Below are 18,176 nucleotides of genomic sequence, written 5' to 3' on the forward strand. Positions count from 1 at the left end.
ATAACATCCCTTGTTTCTTCATTTAAGCGACCTTTATCAATGTAATACCAAGTGCCATCAATATAGACTACATCAGTTAACTTTATATCTACAGTCCCATTCTGTACATAATACTTTTCACCTTCATATTCAGCTAACCCTTTAAAGTCTTTGTTTACTTCTCCATCTGAATAATAGACAAATTGGTTATCTTCATACATAAGTCCTGACTTTGGTGTAATCACATCTTCTGTTGTTTCATCATCTAACGCATAAACAGAATGATTCAAAGCAAGAGGTACCTGAATAACCATAAAAGATAAAATCAAGCCTAATAACAACTTACTTAGTTTCTTCATGAAATGTCACCTCCTTTCTTTAGAATAGGATTATCATCCCATATTTATTCTACTCTTAAAGTACGGTATAATAAATTATTTGTATTAGATGGTATTTTTATTATATTTAATGTTCAGATACTCCTCTAAACATATCCCTTTACTCATTATTTCTACTGCACCATCCTTGCCTAAATAACGAGATATCTTATTATAACAAGCCTAGTACCAATAAATATTTATTACTTCAAATTTCATTGCGCAAAAAAAAACTGACCTATTAAGTCAGTTTTAATCTCTTTTTCTACAGATAATATGTATTGGCGTTCCTTCAAACCCAAAACGATCTCTTAAGCAGTTTTCTAGATAACGCTTATATGAGAAATGCATGAACTTAGGATCATTTACAAATAATACAAATGTTGGTGGCTGTACAGCAACCTGGTTGGCATAATAGATCTTAAGTCTTCCACCTTCAAATGTAGTTGTAGGATTCATTGCCTGAGCATCTACAATAACATCATTTAAGACACTTGTAGTCACACGTTTATGAGCATTCATGTATGCTTCTACAATTAAATCAAATAATGTATTAATACGCTGTTTCTTTAAAGCACTGACAAAAGCAATACGTGCATAGTCAAGATACTTAAACTGTTCTCTTAAGTTCTTTTCCATCTTAGCCATTGTCTTTTCATCTTTAGTCACAGCATCCCATTTATTAACAACTAGGACAACTGATTTACCTAATTCATGTGCATACCCCGCAACATGCTTATCCTGCTCAATAATGCCTCTTTCACCATCGACAACACAAAGAATAACGTCACTCTGTTCTACAGCCTTTAAAGCACGAAGTACTGAATATTTTTCAATATTCTCATAGACTTTACCCTTCTTACGCATACCTGCTGTATCGATGATTCTATACTTATACCCATCTTTTTCAAATGCTGTATCAATAGCATCTCTTGTTGTTCCTTCAATATTAGAAACAATAACACGGTCTTCACCTAGAATCGCATTTGTAAGAGAAGATTTACCAACATTTGGTCTACCAATAATAGACACCTTGATTTCATCCTCTTCAAACTCATCTTCTTCATCTGGAAGCACTCTAATAACTTCATCAAGAAGATCCCCTACACCAATACCATGAGCACTTGATACAGGAATTGGTTCACCAATACCTAAGCTATAGAAATCATAAATGTTATCTCTAAATGCCACATCATCAATCTTATTAACAGCCAAAAGTACAGGTTTACCTGATTTCTGAAGCATTCTTGCTACAAAGTTATCTTCACTTGTTAAACCTTCACGTCCATTAACTACAAAGATAATAACATCAGCTTCTTCAATCGCAATCTCAGCCTGAGTCTTGATCTGTTCTGTAAAATCAGCATTCTTTAATTCAATACCACCGGTATCAATAATTCTAAATTCTTTTGTAAGCCAGCTTGCTTTCGCATAAATACGGTCTCTTGTAACACCTGGTACGTCTTCTACAATAGAAACACGTTCACCAATAATACGGTTAAATAATGTAGACTTTCCTACATTTGCACGACCTACAATCGCAACAATACCTTTTTTCATATTTCGCCTCCTTATTGAGTCTTCTTTTCAACTAAATCCATAATATGTGCAACAACTTCATCAATAGTCATATCTGAAGTATCAATTTCAATTGCATCATCTGCTTTCTTTAATGGAGAAATCTCACGTGTCATATCTGCTTCATCACGTGCAGCCACTTCCTTCTTGATTTCATCAAGATCAGAATTCAATCCACGACTTAAGTTTTCATTATGACGACGTAAAGCACGACATTCAATAGATGCCACCTGATAGATCTTTAGCTCTGCATTTGGTAATACGACAGTTCCAATATCTCTACCATCAAGAATAACGCCGCCTTCTTTGGCCATTTCTCTTTGTTGTGCAACTAAATATGTTCTTACCTTAGAATAAACAGAAACAATAGATGCACCTGCACTGATTTCATTCACACGAATATCTGCAGTTACATCACGATCATTTAAATAGACAGTGTTATCAGGCATTAATTTAATCTTAATTTCTGGTAATAAACGACAGACAGCATTTTCGTCATGGAAATCAACACCCTTTACAAGTGCATAATATGCAACACAACGATACATTGCACCTGTATCAATATAAGTATAACCTAGATTATTTGCGACTCTTTTAGCAATCGTAGACTTACCTGCAGCTGCAGGCCCATCAATCGCAATAGCAATTTTTTTCATTCTAAAATCCCCCTAAATATTCAGAAAAGTCATGATAATAAATACAATCACCGCAATGACAAGTAATGCGATTACACCATTCAAAATCTTTGTAAGTTTTTTATCTTCTTGTTTTTCCGGTAATGGTGCTTTCTTTTGTGCATGTTTATTTTTATAGTTTGGTGCACTTCTCACTACTGGTTCAGTTTTCACCGGTTCACGATGTGATATTTCTTCACTGTATTTTCTAAAAGCTTCAACATCTTCTTCAGGTGACATAGCAGCCAACTTGTCCATCAAGCTACCACCCTTCACTGCATGCCCTCTTCTTAACTCAGACGTATGATAATCACAGATAGTATCCTGTGAAGAAGCATCCTCTTTCATTTGATTCAAAATATCAAGACGTGTATCCGTACGTGTTCTTGTTTTATTGAGATGATCCTCGTGCAATGATTCAAATGGGTTGCTTTCATATTTGAGTGTTTCATATGTCTTTGGTTCTAGACTTTCACGATGATTTGACTTTGGTATAAATGATAAGAAATCATCATCAGCATCATCCTCTTCATGAGGCACATAAGTATCATCATCGATATTGTCACGTAAATCCTTATACTTAGACATTCTTGTCTGTTCTGACATAAATTTCACCACCTAATCGTATCTATTATAGCATACCTATAAAATTAAGAAAATAACTTTCAAAAAACCTCATAATCCGCTATAATAGATATATATGAAATAAGGAGGATATGTAAATGAAAGTTAAAGTTAATGAAGGCTGCTTAGGTTGCGGTGCTTGCGCAGGAATTTGCCCAGACGTTTTTGAATTAGATGACGAAGGATTAGCAAAAGTAATCGTTGAAGAAACTGAAGATCCAGCTGTTCAGGATGCTATCGATGGCTGCCCAGTTGGCGTAATTGAAGCTGAATAATAAAGCAAGAGGATGCGATGCATCCTCTTTTATTTTTTGTTTGCGTTTTTCTTTTTTAAAGCCATTGTACGTAATACATTTACTTCATGTGGTTTTAAACGACGATAAGTACCAGGAGTTAATCCCTTTAAGTCAATTGGACCAATCATGATTCTTCTTAAACGCTTTACAGGATGTCCTACTTCTTCAAACATCTTCTTGATTTGTCTGTTCTTACCTTCTACTAAACGAATCAACAACATAGTCGTACCATGTTCTTCATCATTTCCAGTAATCGCAATTTCACAAGGTAATGTTTTAACACCTTCTAGATAGATACCTTTTTCTAGCTGGTTCTTTTCAGCCTTGGTAAGTAATCCCTTAACAGATACTTCATAGACTTTTTCTAAGTGACTAGATGGATGCATAATAAGGTTCGCAAATTCACCATCATTTGTCATAAATAAAGCACCTGTTGTATCATAGTCAAGTCTTCCTACTGGATAAACTCTTTCATTACTATCTGCAAAATAATCAGCTACACATGTACGATCATGTTCATCACTCATAGTACACACGCATTTTTCTGGTTTATAGAATAAATAATATACTTTATCTTCTTTATTAATAAGTTTTCCATTGACACAGATTGTATCTTTCTTAGTGACCTTAGTACCAAGTACTGTTACGACTTCACCATTCACTGTCACTTTACCTTGCTGGATGAGTTCTTCTGCTTTACGACGTGAAGTATAACCACTCTGTGCAATCACTTTTTGTAACCTTTCTTCCATTGTTCCACCCTTTCTTTTCCATTAACTAATCTACATGAAATCGTCCTTAAATTCAACAAAATATTCATCATAATCATGATGTCTATTTAGCATTTTAATTGTATCATCTAGTCCATGATCTTTTAAATAAACAAGCATGAAACGAATTAAGGCACGTGTTTCAGGATGTAATATATAAGAATATTGTCCTAATTCATAGTATTGTAAAGGAAAGGCATCTGTATAATTCTTTCCTTCATAAATCTTGCTTGCTGCAACTCTATCACAGAACATCTCTAGCACATAATTATAAGGCATTTTAGCAGGAACCTGACCCTTTCTTGTAAAATCCACCCAGTATTCCCAATGATGCTTATTACGGCCTTTATGATGAAGCCAGGCTGTTGAGTAGCCTTTCTCATTTCTTTCAGCGCTATTAGGAGAATATGTTCCCTTATAATACTTAATACCTGTAATAAATTCACTTGGAGAATATTTAGATAAGTCATGTAATAAGCCCTGCTTATATAAATGTACTTTAAAGCATAGCTTGCCTACCAATATCTTATGTCTTGTAATTGTTTTAAAATGTCCCCAAATATGCACTGTATTTCCCTCATTTCTGTGTGTTTATCACTATAACATAAAATCATTCTTAAGTATATGTCTTTTCTTTTTATAATTCAATGATATAATGATAGAGAATTGGAGGTAGAACTATGGCATTTCACATTGAAATAGAAACAAATATTGATGATGCTTCACTTGATGTAGAAAGCTGTGAGGAAGTTATTACTTTCTTGGAGAACTCCTACGAAAATGTGAGAGCAGAAATATATAGCTACTGCTTAGGTATGCGTACATTAAGATATGCATTAATAAGTATTGTCGTATTAGGAATCCTTTTCTTTATTAGTCATTCTAAGTTATTCTTATTTGGAATGCCAATCGTGACACTGATGATCATGCTTGGTACCATTTCTCTTGCAGAATCAACTTCTGTGGCTGTAAAGAAACAGGTTAAAGAAAAGATTGAATATTATAAACGTCGTTTAAAACTATTAAAAGAATGTCAGTCATAAAAAAAGTCAGAAACTAATTCGTTTCTGGCTTTTCTTCTACCTTTTCCTGATATTTTGTATTGAAGATATCTTCTTCATCAAATTCAGATTCAATTTCTTTAAGTTCTGGTAATTCATCCAAGCTTTTTAAGTTAAAAGCATCCATGAATTCATCAGTGACGCCATATAAAACAGGTTTCCCTGGTGAATCCTCACGACCTACTTCCTTAATAAGGGCTTGTGCTAAAAGCTTACGAATCATTGATTCACAGCCTACACCACGTATTTCTTCAATACGAATTCTAGTAACAGGCTGATAATAAGCAACAATAGCCAATGTTTCTAACGCAGACTTAGATAGTTTTCTACCACTTGTAGTCATCATCTTCTTATAATAGACATCATGCTGTGATAATGTCACCATCTTATAAGTCCCACCAAAATCACATATATCTACACCCTTAACTGTTTTAGAAGCATAAAGAGAGAGTAATTCATCCATCAGTTCGTAAGCTTCCTTCTTAGTGATTTCTAATGTATCCGCAATATCTTTAATTGTAATGCCTTCATCACCATAGATATAAAGCATACCTTCTATGACTGATAAATACTCATTATTGTCCATAGTCTGTTCCTTTCAAATAAATCTTTTCAAAATTACCACTTTGAGCAATCAATAACTCACTGTTTTTCACTAAGACAAGAATAGAAAGGAATGTCACTATCGCAAAATAGCGGTCTCCTTCATCAAACAAGTCTTCAAAATCAACAGTTTTACCTTTATGACGCAAGAAATAACTTCTGATCTGTTCTGTTCTTTCATCAATAGATATTTCTACACGTGCAATTTTAGATTCAAGAGGATGCAATAGAGCACGTCTTTGCATTACTCTCTGCATCGCCTTGATCAAATCATAAACTTCCATTCCCTCAGGAATAGTTTCTTCACCACTAGGAAGATATTCTTCTAATGCTGAAGGTATTTTAGAATGCATTGTCTGACGTTTATCATAAGAGGCTTCAAAAGCTTCTAAGATACCATTAATGCGGTTCTTTTCAATCAGTCTTTCAATCATTCTCTTTCTTTCTGCTTCATAATCATCTTCTTCATCTATTTCTGGCTTAGGAAGAAGTAATTTACTTTTCATTTCAATAAGCCAGGCTGCCATGACTAAATATTCAGAGACAGCTTCTAAGAGAGAAGGATCCATAGTTTGAATATAAGCGAGATACTGGTCACATACCGCCGCTACATCAAGATCAAGAAGATCCATATCATGTTCTTTTATTAGATGAAGCAAGAGATCGAGCGGCCCAGTAAACTGGTCTACAGTGACCTGGTATTCCATATCCTTACTCCTATTTATATAATTTATCCATCTGTTTCAATAATGGGAATCCAATAATGATTTCTAATGGGATAATAAAGCATGCCTTAATCACTCGAATACTTACAGATACCACAAATGGAATGCCATACATAATCTGTAGCCAGAAAGGTGTTAAGCAGAATGTAATTGCAAGTTCTACTAAAATAACACTTAATAGCCAAGTACCAAATAATGACACATCATTGTCTTTCATATTCTTTGTGCGTTTCAACATAAAAAGAATAAAACCTATAGAGGCAATAAGGCAGAGTCCAATCATAACACCTTTTTGCAAAGATGTTAATGTATAAGTGACTTTACCAATAGAGATTGTTTTTTGTAAAGCAACAAAAAGCGATCCTGCTCCACCAAATAATGCAATCATGAGACATACAACTTTACCAAATCGTTTTCCATCTACATTCTTTACTTTTACAGCAATAAGTGATGGAATCAAACCAATCAATACCTGATTGAGTGTAAATCCAAAGAATGGGAATCCTGTTGGAGAAATCACTAAACCAAGTAAATCAGTAATTAAACCAATGAGATAAGCATAGCTAGGTGAAAGAATAATACCTGCCAACATAACTGGAATATATTCAAAACCAATCTTTAAGCTTTCAGCACCAAATAACGGTACCATAATAGTAAGTCTCTTTAGAATCAATGTGATGATAATAATCAAAGCACTAAATGCGAGCTTTTTGGTATTTCTTCTTTCTAATGGATAAACCTTAAAACAGTAAATACCAAGTAATACTAAAATACATACAATAATAATTTGAATCATTTTTTTAAATGCTACAATAAACAAATGTTTCTGTTTCAACCTATCGCTAGTCCACAGACGTTAATTCCGATCATCTCTGACCGTACACTTGCCTTCTTATAGGCTCCTCCTTTTCCTTTTTAACAGTTATTACGGTCCTCGCCTTTAATAAAAGCGATAATGTTTTCACGTACTTCAAAAATCAAACGATGTCTTGCTTCTACTGAACCCCATGCAACATGTGGTGTGAAAACGACCTTTTGAGGATCAACACTATATAAAGGGCTTGTTGAAGGAAGTGGTTCTTTTTCAAATACATCTAAACCTGCTCCTGCAATAAGGTTATTATTTAATGCATCACTTAGTGCTTCTTCATCGATAATAGGACCTCGTCCTACATTGATGAGGTAGGCTGTATCTTTCATCTTCTTGAAAGCTTCTGCATCAAATAAATGTTCTGTCTCTTTTGTAAGAGGTGAATGAATAGAAATAATGTCACTTGTTTTAAGTAATGTATCAAAATCCACCTGCTTGAAGTGTTCATCCTGATGATGTCCAGTTGTAGAATAATACTGCACCTGACATCCTAATGCTTCCGCAATACGTGCAACGCGCTGACCGATTGCGCCTAGACCAACAATTCCCCAAGTCATAGTAGATAGTTCATGGAATGGATAACCAAAGAATGAGAAGACCTTATCCTTTTCATATTGCTGTGATTTTACATAACTATCATAGCGTGATGTATGTTCAATAAGTTCTAGACATAATGCAAGAGTAAGCTGAGCAACAGCTTCAGTAGAATATCCTTTTACGTTGGCTACTCGGATTCCCTTTTCTTTTGCATAATCTAAATCTACATTGTTTGTGCCAGTGGCTGTTACCGCAATCATCTTAAGATATGGACAGCGGTCAATTTCTACTTTTCTAAACAGATTCTTATTTGTAATAACGATATCTGCATCCTTACAAAGAGAAATAACATCTAACTGGTCTACATTTTCATGATAAGTCACTCTTCCAAGATCATCAAAGATATGTGTGTTAACATCCTTCCCTAATGTTTCTACCTGCAAGAAGACAATACGAAGTTCCTGATGTAACAAACCAAGAATTTCTTCTTTTGTATGGTCCTGCATCATCTTACCAAAAATAATACATTCGTTAAAGTCTAAAACTTCAGCTTCATGTAATTTACCGCAAACTTTTCCATCAATCATCTCATAAGTCAGCATTCCACCCATCATGGCCATCCCTAATGCTTTAGAGGTAATGCCTTCATCATCATTAATTGCTTCAAGAATCACTTCTTTAAAGTGTGGATCTGCTTCAATAGATGCTTCAATGACATCTTTTAATGTATCATGCTTGAGAATTTCTTTTCTAAATGCATCATGATAGATAAAAGGTAATACAATATCATATAGTTCCATAGGAACTGGTTTTTCATATCCCTTAGAGAAATTATATAAAATCGCAATCCCTAAGCGTTCATCTTTCATTTTATCAACTAATTTCATTTATCTTCCTCCATTAAATATACTTCAACACGTTTCCTTTCTGCTTTCTTGTTATCATCATAGAAAATCAGACATGTTTTCATCTTCTTATCCATATAATCATATCGTAATACATTATAAGAATAATAATGACTTTCACTTTCTTTTAAACCACCTGTTGCACTTCCTGCTGAGATATAGTATGTACCATTTTTATTCATGAAATAAGGGACATGCTTATGACCATGAAGGACATATTTAATATGACGTTGTTGAAGCCATGTTGCAAACATATTAGCATCTACAAGTGCTTTAGATTTATCCAATATACTTCCAAATATAGATTTTTCACGCCATCGTATTTTTAAGAAGTCCGACTTAGAGACTTTAAATACATGATGGTGTAGTAAGACCACAATCGTATAATCTTCTAGATTTTCTATTCCTGCAAGTTCTGAGTCTATTTGGTCTAATTGTCTTCTTGTGATCATTCCTCTAGCTAAGTTACCACCAGCATTAGAATCTATCTTTACAAGTATAATCTTATCTTTTTCTATAACCTTGATCTTTTCACCTAGTAAATAGGCTATGACTTTTGTACGTTGTCTTCCACCAATACTTAAGCCTTTTACTATCATATCATGGTTACCTAACACAAAAGTGATATCTGCCTTATATCTCTTTCTAATCATTGTCATAAAGCTATTGGCCTGATACATATTCTTTGTATTAGGAGAATTCATGAGATCACCTGTAATAAAGACCTGTTTACTATGAGGACTATGTGCATATTGATCACATTCATCCATAGAATCTAAGAGATTAGAAACTGCCTTAAGTTTCTTTTTAGGTCCTAGATGTAAATCAGATAGATGGTAAATAAAAGAAGAATGTCCTTCTTTATTAAACATTGTCTTCTCATCAATCTTTTTCTGTAATGCCTTTGACTGGGAATTACTATGCAATGGGTAAAAGGCTGCATGTTTAGAATTAAATATGAGTCCTCCAGGCCATTCATCTGCATAAAATAAAGCTTCAAGTAGTCCAGGAAATGGGTCTAAGAAAGACAAGTCTTCCTGCTTAAAAGGTTTGCTTATTGTAAAGATATAATCCACTCCTGTAAAAGAATAGTTTTCAATTTCTTTATTTGTACCAGGAATAAGAAACAAGAAAGTCTTATCTTTAAAGAAAGAACGAATACGTTGTAAACCTTCTTGTAAATTGGTATGTGTCAGCATGGATACATCTTTAATTGTCATATCAGGACAAATCATACTGAATGAATACTCATCAATCATATCAAGTTCTTTAAATTCTATGTGATGATTTCTTAACCACTGTCGATAATCATTAAAAGACTGATAATTCAATAAAGCACGAGAAAAAGCACGGTCATTATGGTAAATCATATTAAAAAAAGTATTGATGCCATTAAATTCATCCATAATATTACTTCCTTTAAGAAAAAAGACCACATATGTGGTCTTTTAGAATTTCAAGTTACGTGGTGTACGTGGGAATGGTTCTACATCTCTAATGTTAGCCATACCAGTTAAATACATTAAGAAACGGTCAAAACCTAAACCGAATCCAGCATGCTTACATCCACCAAAGCGGCGTAAATCCATATACCACTGTAGTGTCTCTTTATTCATGCCCTTTTCATCCATTAGCTTTTCAAGAACGTCATAACGTTCTTCTCTCTGTGAACCACCAACTAATTCACCGATGCCAGGTACTAATAAGTCACATGCTGCAACTGTCTTGTTGTCATCATTTAAACGCATATAGAATGCTTTGATTTCTTTTGGATAATCTGTTAAGAATACAGGACCACCTACAACTTCTTCACAGATATAACGTTCATGTTCAGCATTTAAATCAATACCCCATTCAACCTTGTTATCAAACTTCACATCAGCCTTTAATAAATGATCAATAGCTTCTGTATAAGTCATACGTGCAAAGTGAGAATCTCTAACCTTTGTGATACGGTTGATACAGTCATGGTCAACCATCTGTTCAAAGAATTTCATTTCTTCTGGAGCATTATCTAGGCAGTACTGAATACAGTATTTAACCATTTCTTCAATTAAACACATATCATCTTCGAGGTCTGCAAATGCGATTTCTGGTTCTACCATCCAGAATTCACTCGCATGTCTTGATGTATTTGAGTTTTCAGCTCTGAATGCTGGTCCAAAAGTATAAACATCTCTAAATGCCATAGCGAATGCTTCTACATGTAACTGTCCTGTTACTGTTAAGTAGGCTTCTTTTTCAAAGAAATCCTTAGAGAAATCAGTATCATCAATAGTTGTTACTCTAAACATTTCTCCAGCACCTTCACCATCATTAGATGTGATGATTGGTGTATGTACATAGACGAATCCCTGATCCTGGAAGAATTCATGAATAGCCATAGATAATACAGATCTTAATCTGAAGATGGCATAGAATGAATTTGCTCTTGGTCTTAAATGAGGGATTTCTCTCATAAATTCAAAAGAGTGTCTCTTCTTCTGTAATGGGTAATCACTATCACAGTCACCTTCAAGAATAATTTCAGTGGCTTCTACTTCAAATGGCTGCTTTGCATCAGGTGTTAATTTTAACTTACCTAATACATGAATAGCTGAACCAGTTGCGATATGTGAAACTTCATCAAAGTTCTTTAATTTTTCTTCTAAATAAACAACCTGACAATTTCTAAAATAAGAACCATCATTTAATGCGATGAATCCTAGTTTACCACTATCTCTATTTGTTCTTACCCATCCTTCTAATTCAACATACTCTACGTTATCTGTTTCTACAGCATTATCTGCACGACAGATTTCATAAAGTTCTCTTACTGTCATAAATTCAAACATCCTTCTTACTCCTTTGTATTTGATTTCATCTTTAATTCTAATTCTTGTATTGCTACAACGACATCCACATTCTGTACCTCTACTCCCTGAGGCACAATAAAATGAGAGTGGGTGAAGTCTACAATGCCTTTAATCCCTAATGCCACTAAACGATCCACCATTTCCTGAACATTATCAGAAATCGCAAGAATCGCAATCTTACAGTCCTTAGGGAATGTTTTTTCCAAATCATCACTCTTATGAATCTTGACACCAAAACGTTCGCCTTCAATATTAGCATCCTTATCATAAGCACAGACAATCTGTCCAACTGTGTATTTCCAGCGGTTATATTTCAAAATAGCTGATCCCAAGTTACCTACACCAATCAAAATAATTGGTTCATCAAGTCCTAAACCTAAAAAGTCACTGAGTGTTTCAATCATCTCTTTTGTATCATAACCATAACCTCGTTTGCCCAGTGTATTCTTCTGAGGCAAAAAGCCAAAGTCACGACGGATAGTCGTATCCTGGATATGAGTAACTTCCGCAAGTTCACTCGATAAGAAGTTCTCTTTGCCTTTATGTCCCATAACTCTTAAAGCCTTCAAATAAACAGGAAAACGTGTCATCGTCGCACGTGAAATTTTCTGTTTCTTTTCATTACTCATAGTTGTCTCCTACACTTTCCGCCTCTAAGTCATAATCTGGCTTAACAGACAAGTCCAAAGGGGCAAACATATTGTATTTATACATGATACTTGCAGCAGATGCAATCATTGCTGCATTATCTGTACAATACTTCATTGGTGGAAAAATAACAGGAATATCACTTGTACTCATTTTTTCTCTGAGACCTTTGTTCGCACTCACACCACCTGCTACAATAATCTGCTTTACATCAAGATCATGAGCAGCAGCTAGGGCTTTAGAAGCAATCGTATCCATAGCCACATCCTGGAATGAGCAGGCTAAGTCATTGCCATTGATTTCCTCTCCTCTTTGGTCTGCATTATGCTTTAAGTTGATGACAGCGCTCTTTAAGCCACTGAAGCTGAAGTTATAGCTTCCATCATCAAGTGGTTTTGGAAGTGTATAGCTATGAGTTCCCTCATGCGCCATTTTATCTAAAACAGGTCCTCCAGGATATGGAAGATGTAGAACACGTCCTACCTTGTCATAGGCTTCACCAATTGCATCATCAAATGTTGTACCAATGACTTCAAAAGAGAATTCCTTTTTCATATAAACAAGTTCTGTATGTCCTCCTGAAACAACAAGAGCCATTGCAGGATATTCAATATCATTCACTAGTTCATTAGCATAAATATGCCCCGCAATATGATGTACACCAATAAGTGGTTTGTTTAAATAAATAGCCAATGTCTTGGCTTCCTGCATACCAACATGCAAAGAACCTACAAGTCCTGGTCCTTTTGTGACTGCAATTGCATCAATCTCCTCTAAAGAGATTTCTGCCTGTCTTAATGCTTCCTTTAAAACAGTGCTGACACATTCAACATGTTTACGGCTGGCAATTTCAGGAACAACCCCACCATATTGTTTATGGATATCAATCTGTGATGCAACAACATGACTTAATAAATCTTTTCCATCCTTTAAGATTGCAACACTCATTTCATCACAGCTTGATTCAATAGCTAGAATAACAGCCATTATTTTTCCTCCTTTCTTACCATGAGATAAGCGTCCTCATGGTCTGCATAATAATCTTTACGTATAGCACATATCTCATAGCCATACTTCTTATATAAACAAATCGCACGTTCATTTGATACACGCACTTCTAAACTATAATTAATACACCCCTTATTATGTCCTTCTTTTAATCCATAATCCATCAATAACTTAGAAAAGCCTTTTCCTTGATAATTTGGATCAATACCAATTGTAGTTAGTTCACAGTTTTCATAAGCATACCAGAATCCTGCATAACCAACAATTTTGTCATCTACAAGAACATAGTAATGGGCATAATCATTTGTTTTTAGTTCATGAAGAAAATCTTCTTTAGACCAGGCAGGGGTAAATAATAACCCTTCTAGTCTTTCAATCTCATCAAGATCATCTTCCTGCATTTCTCTTAATAACATGCTTTTTTAGCCTCAACATCTTTAATATAAGTTGGTACTAATAGATCAACATTCTTGATTGGATCAGCCATCTGAGCTAATGCATAAATATTAGCACAAAGATCACATTCTTTTTCATCTAACCCAAGACAGCCTACTTCACCTACAAGTTCAAAGTCTTCATATTCAGCACGTAATTGGGTAAAATCTTCTAAAGTCATGACCTGTTCCTTAATTAAAGGAAGACCATTTTCATAAACACCAACAAAGACCTTGTGTCCTCTTGCATCAATAACACTTAGTGCCTGATTCATACCTGCATAAGCGGCTAACGAACTCACAGATTTAATTCTTACATCAGACACTGCAGCAAGTGTCTTTGCGATAGTCATTGCAACTCTGACACCTGTATAAGAGCCAGGTCCTGATGTAATAATCATCTCATTCACATCCTTTAATGCAATATGATGACGATCAAGTACTTCCTTTAATGAAGGAATTGCTTTTTCTGATTGTCTTCTAGAACCTTTTTCCTGGAAGGCTTCTAGACACATATTATCCTTAAATAAGCCTACAGCTAAATAACTATTTGATGTATCCATCACTAAACTAATCATGTGTAACCTCCCTCACATAGTTCTCATACTTTTCACCAATAGGATGAAGCTTTAAAGAACGTGTTTCATCTTCATTCTTTATTATTTCTATTTCTAATCTTTCTTCTGGAATAATGTCTTCAATAAACTGTGGCCATTCAATCACACATAAGCCATCATCTTCAAACATCTCTTCAAATCCCAAATCATCATCTGCCCCTTCTAGGCGATATGCATCAAAATGATAAAGGGTCATACGTCCAGAATAAACCTTCACAATAGTAAAAGTAGGAGAATTGATGATCTTCTTGATTTCAAGTCCCTGTCCAATTCCTTTTGTGAATGTAGTCTTACCAGACCCTAGATCCCCTGTTAATGTGATAATAGAATGGGGAAAGATTGTTTCTCCTATACGTTTACCAAAAGCAATCATTTCAGCTTCATTTTTTAAGTTTATCATTTTTAGTTCCTCTATTTTTCATCATCTGCTGATACTTATTATACCACTCCTGGGCAAATCCTGCACGAAAAGGACCAGATGCATTCATCGTCATCACAATCAAACGATTGAGCTGTTCATGGAATATCTCATCTAATTCATCTGAATATTGATATTTAATACGATGAGCCGCATATTCACCTTCATCTAGTACTTTATAACGATAGCCAGGCCATACCTTTAAATCAAGGTCATAATCAATATACTTAAGTGCTTCTCCATCATATAATATAGGAGAGGCAATATTACAATAATAATAGATACCATCACTACGGATCATACAAATTACATTATACCATCTATCCTTAGGAAAATAACAGATAGCTGGTTCTTTAGTGACCCAGGAACGACCATCTGATTCTGTAACTAATGTATTATTATTTATACCGATAAAATGGCGATCTGTTTCTTCTAATATTTTACAGCGTGACCACGTACGATGTGGCTTACCGTCATGTTTATAGCAATGGATGAGCACATCCTGCCCCACTAATGAATTCTTCATAATCAAACCTCTTTCAACCTATCGAATATAATAGCAAAAAACAGGTGAAATGTACATAAACCTCACCTGTTTTTTCCTAAATAAAGCCTTTTTAAGTTATCGTTTTCTGTTCAAAATAAAAAATAACAGTGGTTTCCCACTGTTAAATAGCCTTAAATGCTTTCTGAAGTTTTGGATAAATAAGTGCAAACACTACATAAGTTAAAATAAGTGTACCTACATTATAACCAATGTTGTATAAGAATGAATAAACCCAAGGATTCATGTTCTTAGGTGCATAACTTACAAATAATACAGCACCAGATAATAAATGTGAGATGAACTTAAGGATCATTCCTACAAAAATACCTGTATAAACTTCAATCTTGCCTAATTTAAAATTAGGAATAAAACCTGCAATACCAAGTGCTGATAATGGTACAAGATAGTCTAATACAACAGACCAAGGTCCATAATATGAAGCAAGACCTAATACAAACTGCATAGCAGTGGCACCAACACCGACAATAATTCCATATTGTGCACCCATTAAATAACTTGCAAGTACGATTGGTAATAAACTTAAAGTAATAGAACCACCCTGTGGCTGTCCTGGAATCACCTTAAATAGTACTTCTAGAACTAACTGCATAGCAATAAATAACGCAACATAAGCAATTGCTCTAGTGGATAATGTCTTCTTATTCATTTTATAATCTCCCCTTTCCAATGACTAAAATGACGCAAAGAAGTCATTAAAAAAGTGCGGCCTCTCTACGCTGGTATTACCCAGATCAGATGCTAAGGGTCAAGGCTTTCACCTATCTCAGCAATAAATGCGCCCCTGGCAGTAATAATTATATTACAGAATATTCTTTTTGTCACGTAATCTAAATTTATAGTAGAAATGTTAGGGGTTTCTGTTTATAATAGGGGTGTTTAGGAGGATATAAGCATGTCAAAAGTTTTAGCAGTTAACTGTGGAAGTTCTTCATTGAAATTCCAGTTATTTGAAATGGATACTGAAAGTGTTATCACTTCTGGTATTATTGAAAGAATCGGTATGGAGGATTCAATATTCACTATCAAGTACAATGGTACTAAAGACAAGAAGATCTTTGCAGTTCCTACCCACAAGGAAGCTGTACAAGTATTACTTGATACATTAATTGAAAAGAAGATTGTTGAACATTTAGATGAAATCAAAGGTATTGGTCATCGTGTCGTACAGGGTGGTCCTTATTTCGATAGTTCTTGTGTTGTAGATGATGATGTAATCGCTAAGATTGATGAATTATCACCACTTGCACCACTTCATAACCCTGCACATATTATCGGTATCAATGCATTTAAGGAAGCTATTCCTACTGCAGGTGCTGTTGTAGTATTTGATACAGCATTCCATCACTCTATTAAGCCTGAAAATGCAGTTTACCCTATCCCATATAAGTTCTATGAAGAAAACAAGATTAGAAAATATGGTGCACATGGTACTTCTCATTACTATGTTTCAAAGCGTACTCAGGAATTATTAGGTAATCCTGAACATGCTAATATCATTGTATGTCATTTAGGTGCTGGTGCTTCACTTTGTGCTGTAAAAGACGGTAAGTCTATTGATACTTCTATGGGTCTTACACCTCTTGCTGGTGTCATGATGGCAACTCGTTCTGGTGATATTGATGCATCAGTTGTAGACCACTTAATTGAAAATCTTGGATATGATATGAAAACTGTATTCAAGATGTTAAATAAGGAATCTGGTTTATTAGGTGTATCTGGTGTATCTGGTGATATGAGAGATATCATTGATGCAAAAGATGCTGGTAACCAAAGAGCCGAATTAGCTTTTAACATGTTTAGAAAACGTGTTGCTGATTATATTGGTTCTTATTTTGTAGAACTTGGACATGTTGATGCAATTTCATTCACAGCTGGTATTGGTGAAAACAGCTTTATCGCAAGAGAAGCAATTATTGATCTAGTAAAAGAAGCATTAGGCATCGTATTGGATGATAAGGCTAATGTAGAAGGTCATGGCGAAAGATTAATTTCTGCACCTGAATCTAAGATCAAGGTATTTGTAGTACCAACTGATGAAGAATTAGTTATTGCTAGAGATACAAAAGAATTATTAAACTTATAAGAAACTACTTCAGTTTTCTATAAAGACTAACAAAAATGTCCTCCAGGTATTCATACACCTGGAGGACTTTTTTACTTATTTTTATATTTAATCGCTCTTTTTAAGTAAATTTTTGCTTGAGGTTAACTTATTCAAAAAAATCCCATAACAATACTCGTAATATGCTTCCTGAATTGAAATGGGCATAGCTCATACAATTTAGATATTGAAGATTTCTGTATCCACAATCGTTCTAAGAATCACAGATGCCATTTCCTTTATCTTGAATGTATACTTTTCCAGTTTCTTAAGAATTAGAAAATCTGATGTTAAGCTAAATTTGATAATCTAGTAGCAATATTTTTCTTAAACTTGGTGAAAAATAAAAAAGCCTCTCTGATTTTAAAATCAAAGAGGTTTTTGGTATTTAGTCGCTTAACTTAATACCATTGAGTGCCTAAGCACTCTTCTAAACACGTTTACCATTCACTACTTTATAGTAAGTTCCTTTATTGTTCACCTGGGCATAACCAGAATAATTCCAATCTGTTATGAAATGACGATTG

The 18,176-nt window shown here is 34.5% G+C and carries 22 protein-coding genes and 1 riboswitch; of the genes, 3 read left to right on the forward strand and 19 right to left on the reverse strand.

Features of this window, described 5'->3' with window-relative positions:
• The 4 genes from B2S90_RS05105 to B2S90_RS05120 all read right to left on the reverse strand — a co-directional run.
• Positions 1-338, reverse strand: a 338-nt coding sequence (locus B2S90_RS05105) for a hypothetical protein (RefSeq protein WP_286696640.1), incomplete at its 3' end; no start/stop codon positions are given.
• Between the two features lie 270 nt (positions 339-608).
• On the reverse strand, positions 609-1,916 hold the full coding sequence (der, locus tag B2S90_RS05110) for a ribosome biogenesis GTPase Der (protein WP_006504739.1): 1,308 nt from the start codon (positions 1,914-1,916) through the stop codon (positions 609-611).
• Between the two features lie 11 nt (positions 1,917-1,927).
• Entirely contained in the window at positions 1,928-2,590 is a 663-nt protein-coding gene (cmk, locus tag B2S90_RS05115; protein WP_055233575.1) for a (d)CMP kinase, read from the reverse strand.
• A gap of 12 nt (positions 2,591-2,602) precedes the next feature.
• Positions 2,603-3,214: a hypothetical protein gene (locus B2S90_RS05120; protein ID WP_286696641.1), complete on the reverse strand. Its 612-nt coding sequence runs from the start codon at positions 3,212-3,214 to the stop codon at positions 2,603-2,605.
• Between the two features lie 116 nt (positions 3,215-3,330).
• Here B2S90_RS05120 and B2S90_RS05125 point away from each other — a divergent pair, with 116 nt between their 5' ends.
• Entirely contained in the window at positions 3,331-3,507 is a 177-nt protein-coding gene (locus tag B2S90_RS05125) for a ferredoxin (RefSeq protein ID WP_055233576.1), read from the forward strand.
• Positions 3,508-3,536: 29 nt separating this feature from the next.
• Here the strand turns inward: B2S90_RS05125 and B2S90_RS05130 are convergent, their stop codons facing one another.
• Both B2S90_RS05130 and B2S90_RS05135 read right to left on the reverse strand, forming a co-directional pair.
• Complete coding sequence (locus B2S90_RS05130) at positions 3,537-4,280, reverse strand: pseudouridine synthase (protein ID WP_006504735.1); 744 nt, start codon at positions 4,278-4,280, stop codon at positions 3,537-3,539.
• A 30-nt stretch (positions 4,281-4,310) separates the two neighbouring features.
• Positions 4,311-4,865, reverse strand: a complete 555-nt coding sequence (locus B2S90_RS05135; RefSeq protein WP_055233577.1) for a DUF5662 family protein — start codon at positions 4,863-4,865, stop codon at positions 4,311-4,313.
• Positions 4,866-4,978: 113 nt separating this feature from the next.
• Here B2S90_RS05135 and B2S90_RS05140 point away from each other — a divergent pair, with 113 nt between their 5' ends.
• A complete protein-coding gene (locus B2S90_RS05140) occupies positions 4,979-5,341 on the forward strand; it encodes a hypothetical protein (RefSeq protein WP_055233578.1) in 363 nt (120 codons plus the stop codon).
• Positions 5,342-5,354: 13 nt separating this feature from the next.
• Here B2S90_RS05140 and scpB read toward each other — a convergent pair whose 3' ends face one another.
• From scpB to B2S90_RS05205, 13 genes are all read right to left on the reverse strand, one after another.
• Positions 5,355-5,945, reverse strand: a complete 591-nt coding sequence (gene scpB / locus B2S90_RS05145; RefSeq protein WP_055233579.1) for an SMC-Scp complex subunit ScpB — start codon at positions 5,943-5,945, stop codon at positions 5,355-5,357.
• Positions 5,935-6,669 (reverse strand): segregation and condensation protein A, encoded by a 735-nt coding sequence (locus tag B2S90_RS05150; RefSeq protein WP_055233580.1) that lies wholly within the window; start codon positions 6,667-6,669, stop codon positions 5,935-5,937. Before B2S90_RS05150 ends, scpB begins: the two co-directional genes overlap by 11 nt.
• Positions 6,670-6,679: 10 nt before the next feature.
• A complete protein-coding gene (locus tag B2S90_RS05155; RefSeq protein WP_055233599.1) occupies positions 6,680-7,483 on the reverse strand; it encodes a folate family ECF transporter S component in 804 nt (267 codons plus the stop codon).
• Between the two features lie 119 nt (positions 7,484-7,602).
• Complete coding sequence (locus B2S90_RS05160) at positions 7,603-8,982, reverse strand: NAD(P)-dependent oxidoreductase (RefSeq protein WP_100054665.1); 1,380 nt, start codon at positions 8,980-8,982, stop codon at positions 7,603-7,605.
• A complete protein-coding gene (locus B2S90_RS05165; RefSeq protein WP_278780621.1) occupies positions 8,979-10,406 on the reverse strand; it encodes a metallophosphoesterase family protein in 1,428 nt (475 codons plus the stop codon). The genes B2S90_RS05160 and B2S90_RS05165 overlap by 4 nt, the downstream gene beginning before the upstream one ends.
• 42 nt (positions 10,407-10,448) lie before the next feature.
• Entirely contained in the window at positions 10,449-11,834 is a 1,386-nt protein-coding gene (gene asnS, locus B2S90_RS05170) for an asparagine--tRNA ligase (RefSeq protein ID WP_006506920.1), read from the reverse strand.
• Positions 11,835-11,839: 5 nt separating this feature from the next.
• Positions 11,840-12,484 carry a redox-sensing transcriptional repressor Rex gene (locus B2S90_RS05175; RefSeq protein WP_055233582.1) on the reverse strand — a complete coding sequence of 215 codons (645 nt, stop codon included), beginning with the start codon at positions 12,482-12,484 and terminating at the stop codon, positions 11,840-11,842.
• Positions 12,477-13,490, reverse strand: a complete 1,014-nt coding sequence (tsaD, locus tag B2S90_RS05180; RefSeq protein ID WP_278780619.1) for a tRNA (adenosine(37)-N6)-threonylcarbamoyltransferase complex transferase subunit TsaD — start codon at positions 13,488-13,490, stop codon at positions 12,477-12,479. The genes B2S90_RS05175 and tsaD overlap by 8 nt, the downstream gene beginning before the upstream one ends.
• Positions 13,490-13,927, reverse strand: coding sequence for a ribosomal protein S18-alanine N-acetyltransferase (gene rimI / locus B2S90_RS05185; RefSeq protein WP_055233584.1), 438 nt, complete (start codon positions 13,925-13,927; stop codon positions 13,490-13,492). Before rimI ends, tsaD begins: the two co-directional genes overlap by 1 nt.
• Positions 13,918-14,523: a tRNA (adenosine(37)-N6)-threonylcarbamoyltransferase complex dimerization subunit type 1 TsaB gene (gene tsaB / locus B2S90_RS05190; protein WP_055233585.1), complete on the reverse strand. Its 606-nt coding sequence runs from the start codon at positions 14,521-14,523 to the stop codon at positions 13,918-13,920. Before tsaB ends, rimI begins: the two co-directional genes overlap by 10 nt.
• A complete protein-coding gene (gene tsaE / locus B2S90_RS05195) occupies positions 14,516-14,962 on the reverse strand; it encodes a tRNA (adenosine(37)-N6)-threonylcarbamoyltransferase complex ATPase subunit type 1 TsaE (protein ID WP_278860636.1) in 447 nt (148 codons plus the stop codon). The genes tsaB and tsaE overlap by 8 nt, the downstream gene beginning before the upstream one ends.
• Positions 14,943-15,506 carry a DUF402 domain-containing protein gene (locus B2S90_RS05200; RefSeq protein ID WP_006506926.1) on the reverse strand — a complete coding sequence of 188 codons (564 nt, stop codon included), beginning with the start codon at positions 15,504-15,506 and terminating at the stop codon, positions 14,943-14,945. Before B2S90_RS05200 ends, tsaE begins: the two co-directional genes overlap by 20 nt.
• Before the next feature lie 142 nt (positions 15,507-15,648).
• Positions 15,649-16,194 carry an energy-coupled thiamine transporter ThiT gene (locus B2S90_RS05205; RefSeq protein WP_286696642.1) on the reverse strand — a complete coding sequence of 182 codons (546 nt, stop codon included), beginning with the start codon at positions 16,192-16,194 and terminating at the stop codon, positions 15,649-15,651.
• Between the two features lie 45 nt (positions 16,195-16,239).
• A riboswitch (TPP riboswitch) is annotated at positions 16,240-16,341 on the reverse strand.
• A gap of 99 nt (positions 16,342-16,440) precedes the next feature.
• Between B2S90_RS05205 and B2S90_RS05210 the strand changes: the two genes are divergently transcribed.
• On the forward strand, positions 16,441-17,631 hold the full coding sequence (locus B2S90_RS05210; RefSeq protein WP_286696643.1) for an acetate/propionate family kinase: 1,191 nt from the start codon (positions 16,441-16,443) through the stop codon (positions 17,629-17,631).
• The last annotated feature ends 545 nt before the right edge of the window (positions 17,632-18,176 follow it).

It is taken from the genome of Catenibacterium sp. UBA627 (genome assembly GCF_002299355.1).
Classification (GTDB): Bacteria; Bacillota_I; Bacilli_A; order Erysipelotrichales; family Coprobacillaceae; genus Catenibacterium; species Catenibacterium mitsuoka.